Here is a 17,597-nt window from a genome sequence, read left to right on the forward strand (position 1 = left end):
ACATACTTGCAACATTTAGGGTAATCAACTTTATACTTAAGCAACTGGTCTGATTTGTCATAACGACAACCGCACCTAAAATCCAGCGCTTCTAATCAGAAGTTACTAACTTAAAAAAATTATGAGGGTTTAGGTCATGAACCGTAAAAACCTGTTTACTCGCACAGTACTCGCTGCCATTGTAGGGGCTATCTCCTCTCAGGCAGGCGCTGCCGGTTTTCAGTTAAATGAATATTCTACTTCAGCACTAGGGCGTGCATTTTCAGGGGAAGGCGTTATCGCCGATGACGCAAGCGTAGGTAGCCGTAACCCCGCTGCACTGACGATGTTTGATCGCCCTGAGCTTTCTGTTGGTGCAATTCTGATTAATCCCGGTGTTGATGTTAAAGGTAAATCACCACTAACAGGTGCTGATACTACTGCAAATGATATTGCACCCAGTGCATTAGTTCCTAATATCCATTTTGTGGCACCAATTAATGATAAATGGGCTATTGGCGCATCAGGTACAACTAACTTTGGTTTAGCAACAGATTTTCCAGACGATTACTCCGCGGGTCTTATTGGGGGTAAAACCGATCTGAAAACCATGAACTTAAACTTGAGTGCAGGTTATCGTGTTAATAACCAATTTAGTGTGGGTTTAGGCTTAAATGCTCTTTATGCTGACGCTGAAATTACACGCCATGTGGGCGAAGCAGGCAAAGTTTTAGGGGGGGCATTATCCCAAAAACCAGGAATGGAACAGTTAGGCAGTTATTTATCAGGCTTATCACCAAGCGATCGCTTTGCACAGTTAAAAGGGGATGCTTGGGGCTTTGGTTGGAATGCGGGTTTATTATATGAATTCGACGAAGGTAATCGCGTAAGCTTCACTTATCGCTCTAAGGTGAAAGTGAAGTTTAAAGACGGTGAATACCAAAGTGACCTTCGCCCGATACCACAACTTGAAGGTATGGGTATTGTAGGAACAAATGGCGAAACCATTAAAGGTAAACTTGATCTTAACTTACCTGAAATTTGGGAATTTGCCGCTTATCACCGTGTTGCGCCTAAATGGGCGGTTCACTATAACTTCGCTTACACAAGTTGGAGTGCTTTCGAAGAGCTAAAAGCCACTCGTAAGAGTGATGGTCAGCAGCTGTTCAAGAAAGAAGAAGGCTTCCGTGATGCATGGCGTGTCGCTTTAGGTACAACTTATTATCACGACGATAACTGGACATTCCGTACCGGTATTGCTTTTGATGATAGCCCTGTTCCTGCGGATAAACGTTCTATCTCTATTCCTGACCAAGACCGTTTCTGGTTAAGTGCGGGTACAACTTATGCATTTAACAAAGATATGTCTGTTGATGTTGGCTTAGCTTACATGCACGGTAAAAAAGTCACGATTAAAGAGAAATTATCTGAAGATCTACCATTGCCCGCTTATGAATTTGAATCATCAGGTAAAGCATGGTTATACGGTATGAACTTTAACTATCGTTTCTAATTCTTATACTACCTTGCTCTTTAAATAAAAAATGGTCCTTAAAAAGACCATTTTTTATTTATCTATAAAATAGATAGCAATATTTAATCTATCGAATCTAAATCATCTTCAATGGCTTTCGCATTAGGATTTTCTTTAATATTACCCTCAGCTTGAAAATCATTACGTTGGAAATAGGCTTCTCGCATCATTAAGTATGGATCAGACGAGTTTTGTAAAATTGCATCGGAGTCGAGCAATTGTGCTCGTGTTTCAATGCCGTCTAATGCCCACTTACCTGCTGACATCCAAAACGTTAAATAACTCAGCATAGGATACGTTAAGTCAGCCCAATCACCGCCCTCTTCACGGACAGTAAAGCTACCATAGCCCGGTACAACCACATAGGGGCCATAATCCATACCATAATGCCCTAACGTACTACCAAATCGCATTGGAACTTCTTTTTCCATCGTCTCTTTAGACATACCAGCGACATCGATTAAGCCGCCCATACCAAAAACGGTATTAATCCAAAAACGGCCAAAGTGTTTTGCCCCTTTCTCAAAGTCACCACGCAATACACTATTTAGCATACTGGCAGGTTCTTCTAAATTACCGAGGAAATTAGATAAGCCATTTCTTGCTGGTGGCGGCACATAATCACGCCAAACAACGGCAACAGGACGTAGAATATAAGGGTCCAAAACATAGTAGTTAAAATCAAACATCTGGCGGTTAAACCCTTCCAATGGGTCAGAGCGCCCCTCCCCATTATTAGGGGTACTTGCACATCCTGAAAGTAAGGCGACTGAAAGAGCAACACCGCACAGGCGATACTTCATAATGTTCTCCGCTAATTATCTTATGATGAGCAGCATCATAGTTTGCATATTCATAAACTCTACACATAATACTGTCAATGCATGATAAGTGGTACTTTTATTAGGTTTTGATCTTATAAGATAATTCGGTTTTTGTGATTATCTTATCGAGCTGATTTAAAATATTAGCCCAATATTATGGGCTAATATAAAAATCTATGATGTTATTTAATTATATTCTTTTATCACTAATTGCTCTTCGGGATCCGGGTACGAAAAATGCTGTGTAATAAAATCAAACTCTGCATCCGTGGTTTTAAACGGATTCTCATCTGATTGATTACGTAAAGATAATCGTTTTTTACACTCAGAGCTTTCGACTTTCAAAACATGAAATAAATAAGGCATTCCGGTATTATCTGCTAATGATTTTAACCATTGGCGTTGCTTTGGTGTATTCGCTGGAAAATCCATAATAACGGTATTTCCAGCGTTAAGAAGAACGGCAATATGTTCACTTAACACACTCTTTATTAATTCACTTTTTTCAATATAGTCGGCCACAGTCTTTATTTGATTTGGGTAAAGTCGCGATAACCATTCATCTTCATTGATTAATACCGATCTAGGTGATTTAGCAAGTGCTTTGGCTAACGTTGATTTACCCGAAGCAATTTTCCCACAGAAAAAATGTAAACGAGCATCAGCAGATGATTTTAATAAATCAGTACCATAGGAGTTATCGATCACACAGAGCCATTGATCATTAATAAGTTTAAAAACATAAGTCGCTTCTCTTACGGTATTAAATTTCCCTTCATTTGGCATATTTGCACTTAAAAGGGTTTGTGCTAAAACAAGTGCACAATCTTCACCAAAAATAACGTTTACTTTTCCTTGAGAGACTTGCAATGAGTGATTGAAAAATCCAGCGATCGCCATAAATGCTTTTTTTAGTGAAAGCTTACCAGAAACATGCAAATCATCTTTAACCACCAACGTGCCATTTTCAGTATAAAAATCCATTAAATACTCAAAGTTTTCGTCAGTAATAGCTTGGTCTGCATTCGCAATTAGTTGTGTTAGCGATTGGGTATGTTGATCAATTTCTTGTGAAGTAAACATTTTTTGTCCTTATCTTTGTGCCAGATAAGGAGTTTAAAAATAAAAAACCCGCTTATCTGGCGGGTTCTTAATACAACCAATCCCCACCACTAAGTGATGGTAATAATAATTGCTGGAGAGGTTGTAAAATATGACATAAAAATAAACCTTATAAATAGACTAAATAAAATCTAACAGTAATTGATTCTTTAAACAAGGATATACTTGTTATCATGTAAAAATAAAAAAGAAATCAATTAATATTTTGATTTCTCTTTGAATATAAAGCTGTTTTTTTCTGTAACTTACTGATTAAATACTTGTTGTTTTATTGCTGAAATATCCACTTCTTCTAAATACTGAACAATATTAGGAAAAAAAAGCTCGTGATAACCATACTCTTTTTTTCTTAATTCAGTAATTGCTTGCTCTTTTGTCCAATTTTCAAATATTAGTCGATACATTGCTATAACAGTTCCTGTGCGATCACTACCATGCCAACAATGTACTAACACAGGATCAGACGTATTATTTATTTTGCGCAATACCGCAATAATATCCTCATCTGTTATTCTACCTGCGTTCATTTTTACTTGAAAAGCTTCTAGTTGCGTGTTCTTTACATCATCACTATCACTGTGATATTCACGTAAATTAATAATCGTCTTTATTCCTTGGGTTTCCAACCATTTCATTTCACCAGGTGTCGGTTGCCCTGAACGATAGACTTTTTCCGATACTTGATAAAAATTTTCAGGCGGTACAAGAAGATCTGTTGGCCTTGAATTACACCCCACCAGCAGAAAGAAATAAGCAATAAATAAAAACTTTAAATATCGAATATCATTAATTGATTTTATGTCCATATAAAAACCTAAATTTATTGTTGGTTATTAAACGAGGAAGTAAAACAATAACGATAATAGCGTGAATTGATAAACACTGCTCTAGGAATAATTTTTAAATTTACAGAATGAGTAATAGATGGCGTTCCCTACAGGAATCGAACCTGTAACTAGCCCTTAGGAGGGGCTTGTTATATCCATTTAACTAAGGGAACATACGTAGAAAAGTCAAGTATGGCGTATGGACGGGCTGTATTTTACCCCCCTCACTCTCTATTAATCAAGTTTTAACGCACTGATATTGGAAGGAATTTTTTTGTTTCTTTTTTGAACAATATAATTTAACTTAAAAAGCACCTGATAAATATCATCATCACTGATTATCTTTGTTCTTATATATGTCTATTTTATTAAAACTCATTCAATTGTTTTAAAAACAATTTTGGTGAATATCCCATCTCTTTATTAAACATTGCACTAAAGGCGCTCGGATTTTCATAACCCAACTCTAAAGCAACTTCAGTGACTGAATCTCCTTTCTTTAAAGCGGTTAATGCATACATTAAACACGCTTTTTGACGCCAATCTCGAAAAGAAAGCCCCGTTTCCTTATGAAATAAACGCGTAAAAGTACGTAAGCTCTTATTTAATTTTTTAGCCCACATTTCTGGCGTAGTACGAATATTCGGCTGTGACATAAATTCAGTACACAATGCATCTAATAAAGCATGTTGTGGCAATGGCGTAAAATAAGGTAATGGTTTGGCCTGAGCTAGTTCATGACAAAGTAATGTTAGCAAAGCGCTATCTCGTCCGCCTAAATCATAAAGTAAAGGAAGTTCATTGGCTGAAAGTAATAGCTGATGAAGCAAAGGAGAAACTTGTAAAACCTCACAATATTCTGAATGGCGAGGAATTTTATTAGGCTCAATATAAAGACTATAAGTGCTACTGCCCAACATTAATACTTGATGCACTTTTTCTGCGGGGATCCACACACCGCTATAAGGCAATACAATCCATTGACCATCTTCTGTTTTAACTTTCATGACCCCATTAGGGGCATACAAGAATTGCGCTCGTCGATGATGATGAGCTTCAAGTAATGTGTCATAAGGATAATCAGAGCCTAATGCCAAAATATCGCGAGGAAGATTATCCACACTGTTGATATCGATATTACGCATAATATTTAAATTGTCCTAAATTCGTATAAACTTGTCATTATCGCGTGGGTAAGCCATCACTTTATTCTATATTGTTAATCTCCTGACTCAACAGGAGATTTGAAATGACAATCTGGCTGATTTCTTTTGGTTTAATTTCAGGCATCACAACATGGTTATTTGGCTTTGGCGGTGGCTTTGTCACTGTTCCCTTACTCTATACACTTATTCTGACACTTTGGGGAATAGACAGTTTACCTGCCGAACATGCCATGCAAATAGCCGTTGCTACTTCTGCATTAATTATGTTGTTTTCCGCCACAGTGACAACGCTTAAACACCATAAAGCCAAAAGACTGGATTGGAATATTATGTTCATTCTTTTTATTGGGATTGCTTTTGGGGGCATTATAGGGGCGTTGCTTGCATTAACCGTTGAGGGTAACTGGATAAGATGGATTTTTATTAGTTATCTTTTCATTACCATTTTAGATTGCTATTTTCGTCCCGGTTTTATGGCTCCTACTCACAACTCAAAAAAAGTAACTAAAACAAGAGAAACGGTTAATGGCACAGTGATTGGTATTATCGCTGCTTTTCTAGGCGTTGGTGGCAGTGTAATGACGGTTCCTTTATTGCGTCGTAGAGGTACCTCAATGGTACAGTCTGCGGCGATAGCAAATGCATTAACCTTACCTTTAGCACTCACCGCAACATTCACTTATATCGCTCTTTCTTTTACCTCACCGTTAAATAATGAGTCTGGTTTTGTTGGTTATATTTGGCTAAAAGCGGCACTTATTCTGATTTGTAGCACATGGGTTGGTTTGAAGATCTCTGAACGCTTTTTATCTCGCATTCCTGATAAATGGCATGCAAGAGTTTATCCCCTACTGTTGAGTCTAGTTTTAATCATCATGCTATTTTAATTTTTTCTTTTATAGAGAAGATGTAAAAGAAGTCATATTGGTAATACATAAATATAGGTGACTTTCAGTATTCAATGGAAGTCGCTTTTTTAACATATTACTAATCTTTTTCCTACGCACATTCACTCAGCATTAATGTTATTGAAATGTATGAAGCATATAGCCTCCTTTTTTGACAATTCCAAAACAGTTTAATAACGATTAATATCGTTAATTAATATTTAAACATAATGAATAATAATTTATAAATTGTCTTGTATTTGGTATCAGTTTAGTTACGTTTCTCTAATCACTTTTTATGTAAAATGTCACTGATTTATTTTTTATTTTATTTGTATTTATTATCAAAATAATAAGTTATCTATATTTATAAAAATATAAATTACATAAAAATTAGATTTAAACAACATCAATAATATTATTTATTATAGTTTTTAAATAACAAATTAATTACAATAAAATGATAAATCGATATGTAAATAATTATATATCGACATCTATTTTTATTAAATTTAAACCATTATTAATGATATATTTAAAATACACTTTAACAAAAGAGATTAATGGTATAACCAAATGAATTATAAAGAACAAACCGTTACTGTTATATCTACTTAAATAGTACTATTTATCTCTTAATATTTATAAAAGAGTTCAGTAAAAGAAAATAATTATCATTTGATTTTGTCTATTTTAGTTAATTTAATTAGTGATATTTATTAACGTCTTATTCTCTATTATTTATTATTTACAACCAACTCATCACTTATGGATTAATAAAATGGAGACGCCTTCAAATATTTATTTAACCGTCCGTATATAATATTTAGCTATAAGAAGAAACTGGAGGTTATATGAGTATTAGTCGTCGTTCTTTCATTAAGGGGATGGGGATAGGATGTGTGGGTTGTACCGTGAGTAGTTTACCACCGGGTGCACTTGCATTTAATCCTATAGATTCTCTTAAGGGTCAATCAAAATTAACACCAAGTCTATGTGAAATGTGTTCCTATCGTTGCCCTATAGAAGCACAGGTTGTTAACAATAAGACCGTTTTTATCCAAGGAAATCGAAACGCAGAACACCAAAGTAGCCGAGTTTGTGCAAGAGGCGGAAGTGGTGTTAGCCTTGTTAACGATCCGAACCGGATTGTCAAACCCATGAAACACAAAGGTCCACGAGGCGCTGGTGAATGGGAAGTCATAAGCTGGGAACAGGCTTATAAAGAAATAGCAGAAAAAATGAACGCCATAAAACAGAACTATGGCGCTGAAAGTATCTCTTTTTCATCTAAATCAGGTTCACTCTCTTCTCACCTTTTCCATTTGGCAGCCGCTTTTGGTTCTCCAAATACCTTTACACACGCATCTACTTGCCCAGCAGGTAAGGCTATCGCCGCATCAGTGATGATGGGAGGCGACCTTGCAATGGATTTAGCAAATTCAAACTATATCCTTTCTTTTGGGCATAATCTTTATGAAGGTATTGAAGTTGCTGAAACACATGAACTGATGACAGCACAAGAACGTGGAGCTAAATTAGTCAGCTTTGATCCGCGTTTATCGGTTGTTTCAAGTAAAGCGGATGAATGGTTTGCCATTCGCCCTGGTGGTGATTTACCGGTTCTAATGGCAATGTGCCATATCTTAATTAAAGAAGATCTCTACGATAAAGAGTTTGTTGAGAAATTTACGGTTGGTTTACCACAATTAAAAGAAGTTCTACAAGATACCACGCCAGAATGGGCTCAAGCACATTCTGATGTGCCAGCTAAAGATATTGTTCGTATTGCTCGTGAGATTGCAGCGAAAGCGCCTCACGCACTGATTATGCCTGGTCACCGCGCAACCTTTAATAAAGAAGAAATTAATATGCGTAGAATGATCTTCACCTTCAATGCCTTACTCGGCAACATTGAACGTGAAGGTGGTATGTATCAGAAGAAAGCAGCGACAAAATACAATAAATTAGCGGGTATTGAAGTTGCGCCTGAATTAGCAAAACCAAGCGTTAAAGGTATGCCTGAAATTACCGCAAAACGTATTGATGCAACAGCTCCTCAATTTAAGTACATCAATAAAGGTGGCGGTATTGTTCAATCAATTATCGATTCAACATTAGAAGCCGTGCCGTATCAAACAAAAGCATGGATTATGTCTCGCCATAACCCATTCCAAACAGTGAGTTGCCGTCCTGAGCTAGAGAAAGCCGCACAGAAATTAGACTTAATTGTTAGCTGTGATGTGTATTTAAGCGAAAGTGCCGCTTATGCCGATTATCTTTTACCTGAATGTACCTATTTAGAACGCGATGAAGAAGTTGCTGATGTTTCAGGTTTGAATCCCGCATATGCATTACGCCAACAAGTTGTCGAACCGATTGGTGATACTAAACCAAGTTGGTTAATTTGGATGGAATTAGGTAAAGCATTAGGATTAGAAGCCTATTTCCCTTGGGAAAATATGGGGGTAAGACAGCTTTATCAAGTTAATGGTAGTGAAGCACTTTATAAAGAAATGCATAAAAAAGGTTATATTTCTTATGGTATTCCACTCTTGTTACGTGAGCCTTCTTATGTAAAAGCCTTTGTTGAGCAATATCCAGATGCCATTAAGCATGTTGATAGCAACAATACAATGGAAAAAGCCCTCTCCTTTAAATCACCAAGTGGCTTAATTGAAATCTACTCTGAAGAATTAGAAAGCCGTTTAGAAAACTACGGTATTCCACGCTTCCACAACTTCCCATTAAAAGAAAAAGACGAGCTTTATTTTATCCAAGGTAAAGTCGCCGTTCACACTAATGGCGCAACACAATATGTACCGTTACTTGCTGAATTAATGTGGGAAAATCCTGTTTGGCTTCATCCTGAAACTGCCAAAAATCATGGTATTAAACATGGTGATGAAATCATTCTAGAAAACAGTATAGGTAAAGAAAAAGCACACGCTTTAATCACCGAAGGCATTCGCCCTGATACCGTCTTTGTTTATATGGGATCTGGCGCAAAAGCAGGTGCAAAAACAGCGGCGACTACAACAGGTATTCACTGTGGCAACTTATTACCTCATGAAATTAGTCCTGTATCGGGTACTGATGTGCATACATCAGGTGTCAGAATTAGTCGAGCTTAAGGAAAAAAATAACGATGAATAACAATGATAAACACTTTGTCATGCTACATGATGAAAAACGCTGCATTGGATGCCAAGCTTGTACCGTTGCATGTAAAGTCATCAATGACATTCCTGAAGGATTTAGCCGACTTCAAGTTCAAATTCAAGGCCCACATAACGATGAAGCGGGTCACCCACATTATCAATTTTTCCGCGTTTCATGTCAGCACTGTGAAGATGCACCTTGTGTTTCAGTTTGCCCTACTGGTGCCTCTTTTATTGATGAAAATGGCATTGTACAGGTCAAAAAAGAGCTGTGTATTGGCTGTGATTACTGTGTGGGTGCTTGCCCTTACCATGTGCGTTATATCAATCCAATGACACATATCGCAGATAAATGTAACTTCTGTTCTGATACTCGACTAGCTGAGGGTGAATTACCCGCATGTGTATCAGTATGTCCAACAGATGCACTTGCATTTGGCCGTATTGATTCACCTGAAATTCAGGCTTGGATCAAACAAAAATCCGTTTATCAATACCAATTAGATAATGTCGGAAAACCCAGTTTATTCCGTCGTAAAGAAATCCATCAGGGAGATAAAGCATGACTAGCATCTGGGGAGCAGAGCTCCATTATACGCCAGATTATTGGCCTGTATGGTTAATGGCAGCCGGTTTATTAATCGTAGCCATGATAGCAGTCTTAGTGATCCATGGCTTACTGCGCTATGCCCTTGCACCAAAACACTCAGGCCATTATGAAGAAGAACGCGTTTATTTATATTCTAAAGCTATTCGCTTTTGGCACTGGGGCAATGCACTACTCTTTATCTTATTGTTATTAAGTGGATTTTTAGGGCATTTCTCTATCGGGAATGTCACTTCAATGGTATTACTGCATAAAATCTGTGGTTTTGTGCTTATTGCATTCTGGATTGGTTTTATTCTTATCAATTTAACCACCAGCAATGGCGTGCATTATAAAGTGAGACTGAATGGGCTAATTGGTCGTTGCATCAAACAAGCTCGCTTTTATCTTTATGGCATAATGAAAGGTGAACCACATCCTTTTGCAGCAACTGAAACAGATAAATTTAATCCGCTTCAACAACTCGCTTACTTAGGTGTGATGTTTGGTTTAGTGCCGCTGTTACTTGTTACTGGATTATTATGTTTATATCCTGAAGTACTTGGTGAAGGCTATTGGATGCTAAAAGCACACTTAGTATTAGGTATTGTGGCATTAATGTTTATTTGTGCACATATCTACTTATGCACACTGGGTGATACTTTCACACAAACATTCCATAGTATGGTTGATGGTCATCACCGCCATCAAAAACATGATAACCCACATTCAGCAGCAGAAAAAACCGAGCATTAATCACTCGTTATTCTGTACATTATAATTGCAGTTCTAAAATGCCCGTATCGTCAACGGGCATTTTTTGATCTGAATTCAAAAATAATTTCATAATTTTATTATTAGCAAATATATCATTTTATTTACATGTTATTCGGTGTATAGTCGGCGCCCAATCTCATTATATAAAAACTTATACAATGATGCACGCCTCATTAGGTTTGTGGCGAGCATCGTTATATATTTTTTTTCATATCGATAAGTTTATATAATTAAAAAATACACTTTGGGAGTCTATCGTGAAGAAATTTATTATTTCGACAATAGCTTGTGCTATAGCACAAACATTAGCTGTTTCAGCAAGTGTAGCCGCTGAAAATGCTGAAAAAATTGTCGTTACTGCACAACTTGTGAATAACAGTGGATCCGGTGCTGGGTTTATTACTCGTGACGTTGATATGGGACCATTAGGTGAGAAAAAATGGTTAGATACACCTTACACCACAAACACTCTCACTCAATCTATGATTGAAAATCAACAAGTTACCAGTGTTGCAGAAATCTTAAAATATAATGCCTCTTCCCAAATGCAAGCACGTGGTGGTATGGATGTTGGTCGTCCCCAGAACCGTGGAATGCAGGGTAATGTTGTTGCTAACTCTCGTTTAGATGGGGTAAATATTATTTCTACCACGGCCTTTCCTGTCGAAATGCTTGAACGTGTAGATATTATAAATGGCCTAACAGGTTCACTTTATGGGCCAGCAAGTCCAAGTGGACAATTTAATTTCACACAAAAACGCCCAACCTTAAAACGCTTAACCTCACTGAATGCAACTTATGTCAATGATAACCAATTTAAAGGCCATCTTGATTTAGGTGGTTACATTGATGACAGCAATACTTTTGGTTATCGCATTAATCTAATGCATGATGAAGGTAAAGGTTATGTTGCTGGTAGTAAAACACGTCGCCAGCTTATTAGTACTGCTTTTGATTGGAATATCTCTTCTGATACTGTACTAGAAGTGAACTTTAGTGATTATTGGTTTAAAAAAATGGGTTATCCGGGTGCTTTTTCTTATGGACCTAAAGTCACCACATTACCTGATGCGCCAGATCCAACTAAAGCAGGCTATGGTCAAGCTTTTGCGGGTGTTGATCTTCATACCAGAACAGTTAGTAGCCGACTAAAACATGATTTTAATGAAGATTGGCAAATACATGCTGCAATCGGCTATCAGACTGCCGATCGCGGATTTCGTTCCGTTTCTAACCAGCTAAGTAATGATGGTAAGCAATTTACACCAACGTTATCCGTTCCTGCTACTTATGGTCGTTTTACTGTTTTAAGTCATTCTATCAATGTTAATGGTCATGTCATGACAGGCGCGCTATCTCACGATTTAATTCTGGCAACTAGCGGTTATCGGTGGGATATTTACGGAGCAAATGGCAACGATCTGAAATTTACATTACCAACTCAAGATATTAATAACCCGAATCGATATGATGATCCTTCTCATGAAGGCTTCTATACTGGTAGTGCTCGCACCAAAAACAGTCGCTCACACGTTCAATCAGTCACTTTAGGTGATACCGTAACGTTTAACCCTCAATGGTCAGTAATGGGATCATTAAGCCAAAACTGGATCAGAGAAACGTCATATCGTGCAGGCGGATCAAATCATACTGAAAATGGATTGAGCCCTGCTGTTGCATTAATGTTTAAGCCTATTCCTGAAGTCATGACTTATATTTCTTATGCCGATTCGTTAGAAGAAGGTGATTCTGCACCAGACAGTGCCGATAACAAAAATGAAATACTAAAACCTTATCGTAGCGAGCAGTGGGAAATGGGCGTTAAATCACAATTGGGTGATCTGAATTTAAATGCGGCTATTTTCCAATTAGAGCGCCCTTTTGCTTATGTGGGTAACGATAACGTATTTAAAGAACAAGGCAAACAACGCAACCGTGGATTAGAGCTGATTGCAAATGGAAAAGTCACTAATGAGCTTTTTGTTTTCAGTAGCATGACTTGGTTAGATCCAACCTTAACCAACACAGGCAATACTCAAACACAAGATAAAGATGTTGTGGGTGTACCAAAATACCAAGCTAATTTATTAGCTGAATACCACTACCCTACTTTACCTAATGTTATCTATAGCGCCAATATTCACTACACAGGCAAGCGCGCGGCAAACACCACCAATACAATGTGGGCAAAAGCCTATACCACGCTTGATCTTGGTGCTCGTTATCAAACCCAGTATTGGGAAAAGAAAACCACTTTCCGTCTTAATTTAGATAATGTCACTAATGAGCACTATTGGGCATCTATCTTCTCAGGTAACCAAAATGGGGCAATTGGTGGTGCTAATGCCTTCTTAGGCACACCTCGCCAAATTTCCGCTTCTGTCAGTATTGAACTTTAAGAGGATAACAAAATGTATAAAGGGTGTTTAAAAACCCTGTGCATTGCGTTACTGGGGGCTTCAGCCCTCAGTATTTCCTTCAATGTACAGGCAGAAAGAGTTATTCAATATTATCAAAACCAATCCATTACTGTTCCTGATTCACCAGAAAGGGTCGCCACCAGTTGGAATGCTCAGAATGCGATCCTTGCCATGCTTGGGGCTGGAGATAAAATTGTTTCTACAACAGATTTAGTTAAAACCATTCCTTTTTTTACTGAAATTGTTCCTGCAATAAAAACAGCCTCAATTTCCAGTAAAGGAAATAATGATACACTTAATATTGAAACGCTCATTGTTAGCCAACCTCAGCTTTTTTTTGCAACAGGAAAACTGTCTGACTCACAAGAAGCCGCTTTAAAAAATGCAGGGATCAGGGTTGCACTATTAAAATCAGGTTCAATTGATGCATTATTAGAAAGAACCCTAATTACAGGCGAAATTTTAGGTTCTCAGAGTTATCAGCTAGCAAACGACTATGTAATCTATTTTCAACGTAATAAAGCCTTAGTCAATAATGCAGTGCATGAGATACGCCAACAATCCCCGGTGAAGGTCTATCATGCCTTTGGTTCACCATTAAGAACCTCAGGTGCACCGTCTCTTAACCATGATTGGATAACACTCGCAGGAGGTATCAACGTTGCAGAGCATTGGTTTGATAATGTCCCTAGTCGAGCTGGTGATATTTCTTTAGAACAAGTGATTCATGCTGATCCTGATGTGATTGTCACTATGTATGCAAGAGACACTGAAATCATTAAAAACGCACCAGAATGGCAATCCATTACAGCTGTACGTGAAGGTCGAGTTTATACAAATCCTAAAGGACTATTTTGGTGGTGTCGCGAAACCACAGAAGAAGCACTGCAATTTTTATGGCTGGCGACTCTTTTATACCCGGAACAAACTCAGCATATTGATATTGCTAAAGAGACACAGAGATTCTACCAAATATTTTTTAATATCACGCTCACTACTCAACAACTCGAAGAGATCCTTACGCCATACCAAGATTAACCCAAGCTGCCTCTTCATAACGTTACTGAAGAGGCAAACAACCTACATCAAGCTTTAACCTTACTTGTATTTATAGATAGATACTCATTTAATGATAAATACGTAAAGTTTGATTTAATACCCCATTTAAGTAAAGTCGTCACTTTTAGGCTTTATTGGATTAATACTTATTTTTTTTAATTTATTAGTATAAAACACAGACAATGGGTGATGAATAGCTTCAAAAATGTTATCAAATGATGAAATCATGATAGGGAGTATAGGGAATACTTTTATGAAAAATTTATTCTAATTGGTATATATCTCCTGTTATTTTTTACATAGTAATAAATACGAGAATATATTTCTCTCCTCCCATAAATGATAGAAATTTTGTAATACAATTATTCTCTCTCTTATAAAAATGAAAATTTTCCATTCTACAAAAACGTAAAATGCCCTAATAAGGGCATTGGTTTCATAATAGAGGCTTTATTTCACACGTTAAGAAAATTCTTATTATTTACTAATCAATAAAAACACCTGAATATAAGAATTATCCTACTCATTTTAGTTATTCTAAAATGCGTTATCTTCTAATTTGAAAATATTATTAGAAAATAGAAAGAGCCTTACTATCGAAATGAGCTGGAATATGTTGTTCATTACGCTCAACTTCTTGTGTTAAACCCCCTGTAACTTCTTCAAAGAAGCTACCGATATTAACACCTAGTACTTCAAGCACTCTAACTAAGCAATCAATATCAATACGGTTTACACCACGTTCATAACGAAATAATTGTTGTTCACTAATATCAATCTCTTTTGCTAACTGGAATACAGTATAACCTTGAGATTTTCTTAATGACTTAATTTTTTTATCCAACTGCATAAGCGACTGGATACTTGCTACTCATAATATGTTCTCGCTTTTCACTTTGATTGATATCTAATTTTATAATAGTGTGTACCTTTGCAATAATATATAAAATCATATATTACTGAGGACACCTTTTTTGTTTTAATAAAATATTATTTTTAGTAGATAAGAAATATTACAATTCATAACATGACTTATCATATGTAAATAATATACTACGCATTTAAACACTTTCAACTAGTCAAAAAATGACAATAACAACTCTACGACTTACTCACACTAGTAAAAAATACCTAGGATATCAGTATAAAACATTTGTTTTCATATGGTTATAACGAATTAATTATAAAATTTCACTTTTTTTTTCTTAAACTTTACTCATTAATCAGAATAATAAACCAGTACAAGCTTAATTTAAAGTGTGATACTTTGAATTGTTTAAAAATAAATCAACTTATATCAGTCTAATTTATTTAAAATAATAAATTAACCTCATAATGAGGGGCATTTTCTTATTTTTCTAAAATAGCTTAAGCAATATCAATGAAATCTGATGAATCAATAAGGTAAGAATAAAAACAGATATAAATCAATAGGTTACATTTGTTGCAATAAAATATAGATTCAGATCACTCTTTAAACATTTGTTAATTAATTTATATAAGCATAAACCCTTAGCTTTTCAGTTAACTATATTTAGAACTCATATAATATTTATTATCATAATATAAATAAACAATCCCTTTAGTTACTCATTTTTTTTGAATTTTTATTAATTTAAAATTATCTTATTTCTTGGCTAAATTAAAAAATTTATTTACTTCATAATATAAATATGAATAAAAACACTAAGATTAGCATCATTATCAAATACTTAGTTGTCAGTTGATTTTATTATAATAAAAATGAGTATTTTGATAGTAACACTCTCTTGTTTTTTCCTTTTCACTCAAATACGCACATTTCATTATTACTGAGAGGCGTTTTTTATTGTAGCATAAGTGGAATTTCAAATGGATTAAACTGTTAAATCACACTTTTAATATGATCTAATTTTGTTAAATAAAACGGAAAGAACTCTTTTTACGTCCTACGTAATTATACTCATTCCATATAAGAGTTATTCTTAGGGGAAAATAAACATTAATATTTTTATATAATTTATATTCTTGCTAAATGCACAATTTTCTCCATTTTTAGAGAAAAATGAAATTAACCACTTCAGGATAAATCAATTATTGATGAAACAAGCATTTATTGCTTTATATCATTTAATATTTAGTTCATTATTATTTGAATATTGATAAATATCAATTTTTTATTTTAATTCTTTTAAAATCAATATATTAAATCATTATATTTATCTTATTCTATTTGTATAAGACACAAAAAAAACCATAAATTATCATTATATTTAATCATTTAATTTCAGCATGTTAGTAAATAAAAAATAAAAATTAAGAAAGATTAACTATAAAATGCCCTTCCCCTTCTTTAAACCTTTGCATTTTGCGTCAAAAACACATAACGAGTATTTTTACAGCTCCCCAAAAAAATGTTCTAAGTCACTCATTTTATGAGAGTTATTGCTCACTAAGGCCTGTATATCATTTAGAATAAAACATTTAAGGTTATTTAATTTTATTAATAAACCGAAATTGCCTATAAACACTCAAAAAAGGAGTAGATCTTTCTTCGGGAATTCGAGGCATTTTTTTAATATTTTCCAACCACTAAGGCGCTGGTTTGTTTAAAAAGATCACCATTTCAATGATAAAAATATGACAAAGTGTAAGAAAACGTAGCAAGGCTTTAGCCTGTTTTATGTTTATAAGTAACTCATATTTTAATAAATTAAAGCGATTTATTGTGAGGCAATTATCAAGAAGAGCTGCACTAACGTTGGCCTGTGCATTTGAATGGATTAGGAAAGGTAAAGACAGAATAGTGCCGTGGAAAGGCTTACATGCCAACACATGAGAGTAAAATACAATAAGGCAATAAACTTAAAAGTAAAACAGAAGTCAATCAGCATCATGAATAACTAAAATAACAATGACAAACGAAATAAAAACTAAAACAGTATCACTGATTAATAAGATATTAAGGGGGATAATTAAGATGTTTATAATGAAGAGGGATTACAAAAGTGGTGGGCGGTATTGGGCTCGAACCAACGACCTCCTCCTTGTAAGGGAGATGCTCTACCAACTGAGCTAACCGCCCGCTTGATTATTAAATGGTGGGTCGTGGGCGATTCGAACGCCCGACCAATTGATTAAAAGTCAACTGCTCTACCGACTGAGCTAACGACCCATTTAATAATTTTGCGTAAATCTATGAATCTTTAAGCAGTGTTGTGAATGGTGGGTCGTGGGCGATTCGAACGCCCGACCAATTGATTAAAAGTCAACTGC

At 35.6% G+C, this 17,597-nt stretch carries 11 protein-coding genes, 3 tRNA genes and 1 pseudogene; 7 read left to right on the forward strand and 8 right to left on the reverse strand.

Translation table 11 applies throughout. The annotated features are described in order from the left end of the window. Positions 1 to 136 precede the first annotated feature (136 nt). A complete protein-coding gene (gene fadL, locus INT04_RS11165) occupies positions 137 to 1,492 on the forward strand; it encodes a long-chain fatty acid transporter FadL (protein WP_193016210.1) in 1,356 nt (451 codons plus the stop codon). An 83-nt stretch (positions 1,493 to 1,575) separates the two neighbouring features. On the opposite strand, the gene mlaA is transcribed toward fadL, so the two are convergent. From mlaA to INT04_RS11190, 5 genes are all read right to left on the reverse strand, one after another. Continuing rightward, positions 1,576 to 2,316, reverse strand: coding sequence for a phospholipid-binding lipoprotein MlaA (mlaA, locus tag INT04_RS11170; protein ID WP_193016211.1), 741 nt, complete (start codon positions 2,314 to 2,316; stop codon positions 1,576 to 1,578). A gap of 207 nt (positions 2,317 to 2,523) precedes the next feature. Then, the gene (locus INT04_RS11175; RefSeq protein ID WP_226894073.1) at positions 2,524 to 3,420 is read right to left on the reverse strand and encodes an AAA family ATPase; all 897 of its coding nucleotides are present in this window, start codon (positions 3,418 to 3,420) and stop codon (positions 2,524 to 2,526) included. A gap of 284 nt (positions 3,421 to 3,704) precedes the next feature. Then, on the reverse strand, positions 3,705 to 4,265 hold the full coding sequence (locus INT04_RS11180; RefSeq protein WP_193016212.1) for a fused DSP-PTPase phosphatase/NAD kinase-like protein: 561 nt from the start codon (positions 4,263 to 4,265) through the stop codon (positions 3,705 to 3,707). 119 nt (positions 4,266 to 4,384) lie between these two features. Then, positions 4,385 to 4,459 (reverse strand) — tRNA-Arg (locus INT04_RS11185). A gap of 195 nt (positions 4,460 to 4,654) precedes the next feature. Beyond that, the gene (locus tag INT04_RS11190; RefSeq protein WP_193016213.1) at positions 4,655 to 5,431 is read right to left on the reverse strand and encodes an AraC family transcriptional regulator; all 777 of its coding nucleotides are present in this window, start codon (positions 5,429 to 5,431) and stop codon (positions 4,655 to 4,657) included. 104 nt (positions 5,432 to 5,535) lie between these two features. On the opposite strand from INT04_RS11190, the gene INT04_RS11195 reads away from it, so the two are divergent. From INT04_RS11195 to INT04_RS11220, 6 genes are all read left to right on the forward strand, one after another. Beyond that, positions 5,536 to 6,339 (forward strand): sulfite exporter TauE/SafE family protein, encoded by an 804-nt coding sequence (locus tag INT04_RS11195; RefSeq protein WP_193016214.1) that lies wholly within the window; start codon positions 5,536 to 5,538, stop codon positions 6,337 to 6,339. Between the two features lie 854 nt (positions 6,340 to 7,193). Continuing rightward, entirely contained in the window at positions 7,194 to 9,473 is a 2,280-nt protein-coding gene (gene phsA, locus INT04_RS11200) for a thiosulfate reductase PhsA (RefSeq protein WP_193016215.1), read from the forward strand. 14 nt (positions 9,474 to 9,487) lie between these two features. Then, the gene (locus tag INT04_RS11205; protein ID WP_193016216.1) at positions 9,488 to 10,066 is read left to right on the forward strand and encodes a 4Fe-4S dicluster domain-containing protein; all 579 of its coding nucleotides are present in this window, start codon (positions 9,488 to 9,490) and stop codon (positions 10,064 to 10,066) included. After that, the gene (gene phsC / locus INT04_RS11210) at positions 10,063 to 10,842 is read left to right on the forward strand and encodes a thiosulfate reductase cytochrome B subunit (RefSeq protein ID WP_193016217.1); all 780 of its coding nucleotides are present in this window, start codon (positions 10,063 to 10,065) and stop codon (positions 10,840 to 10,842) included. The genes INT04_RS11205 and phsC overlap by 4 nt, the downstream gene beginning before the upstream one ends. Before the next feature lie 278 nt (positions 10,843 to 11,120). Then, positions 11,121 to 13,262: a TonB-dependent siderophore receptor gene (locus INT04_RS11215; RefSeq protein ID WP_319022966.1), complete on the forward strand. Its 2,142-nt coding sequence runs from the start codon at positions 11,121 to 11,123 to the stop codon at positions 13,260 to 13,262. A 12-nt stretch (positions 13,263 to 13,274) separates the two neighbouring features. After that, a complete protein-coding gene (locus INT04_RS11220) occupies positions 13,275 to 14,321 on the forward strand; it encodes an ABC transporter substrate-binding protein (protein ID WP_193016218.1) in 1,047 nt (348 codons plus the stop codon). A 592-nt stretch (positions 14,322 to 14,913) separates the two neighbouring features. Here the strand turns inward: INT04_RS11220 and INT04_RS11225 are convergent. The 3 genes and pseudogenes from INT04_RS11225 to INT04_RS11235 all read right to left on the reverse strand — a co-directional run bounded on the left by INT04_RS11225 (position 14,914) and on the right by INT04_RS11235 (position 17,496). Beyond that, a pseudogene (locus tag INT04_RS11225) lies at positions 14,914 to 15,217 on the reverse strand (helix-turn-helix domain-containing protein). Between the two features lie 2,113 nt (positions 15,218 to 17,330). Then, positions 17,331 to 17,406 (reverse strand) — tRNA-Val (locus tag INT04_RS11230). Between the two features lie 14 nt (positions 17,407 to 17,420). After that, positions 17,421 to 17,496 (reverse strand) — tRNA-Lys (locus tag INT04_RS11235). Positions 17,497 to 17,597: the final 101 nt, after the last annotated feature.

Origin of the sequence: Proteus sp. FME41, from assembly GCF_014897315.1 — a bacterium.
Taxonomy (GTDB): Bacteria; Pseudomonadota; Gammaproteobacteria; order Enterobacterales; family Enterobacteriaceae; genus Proteus.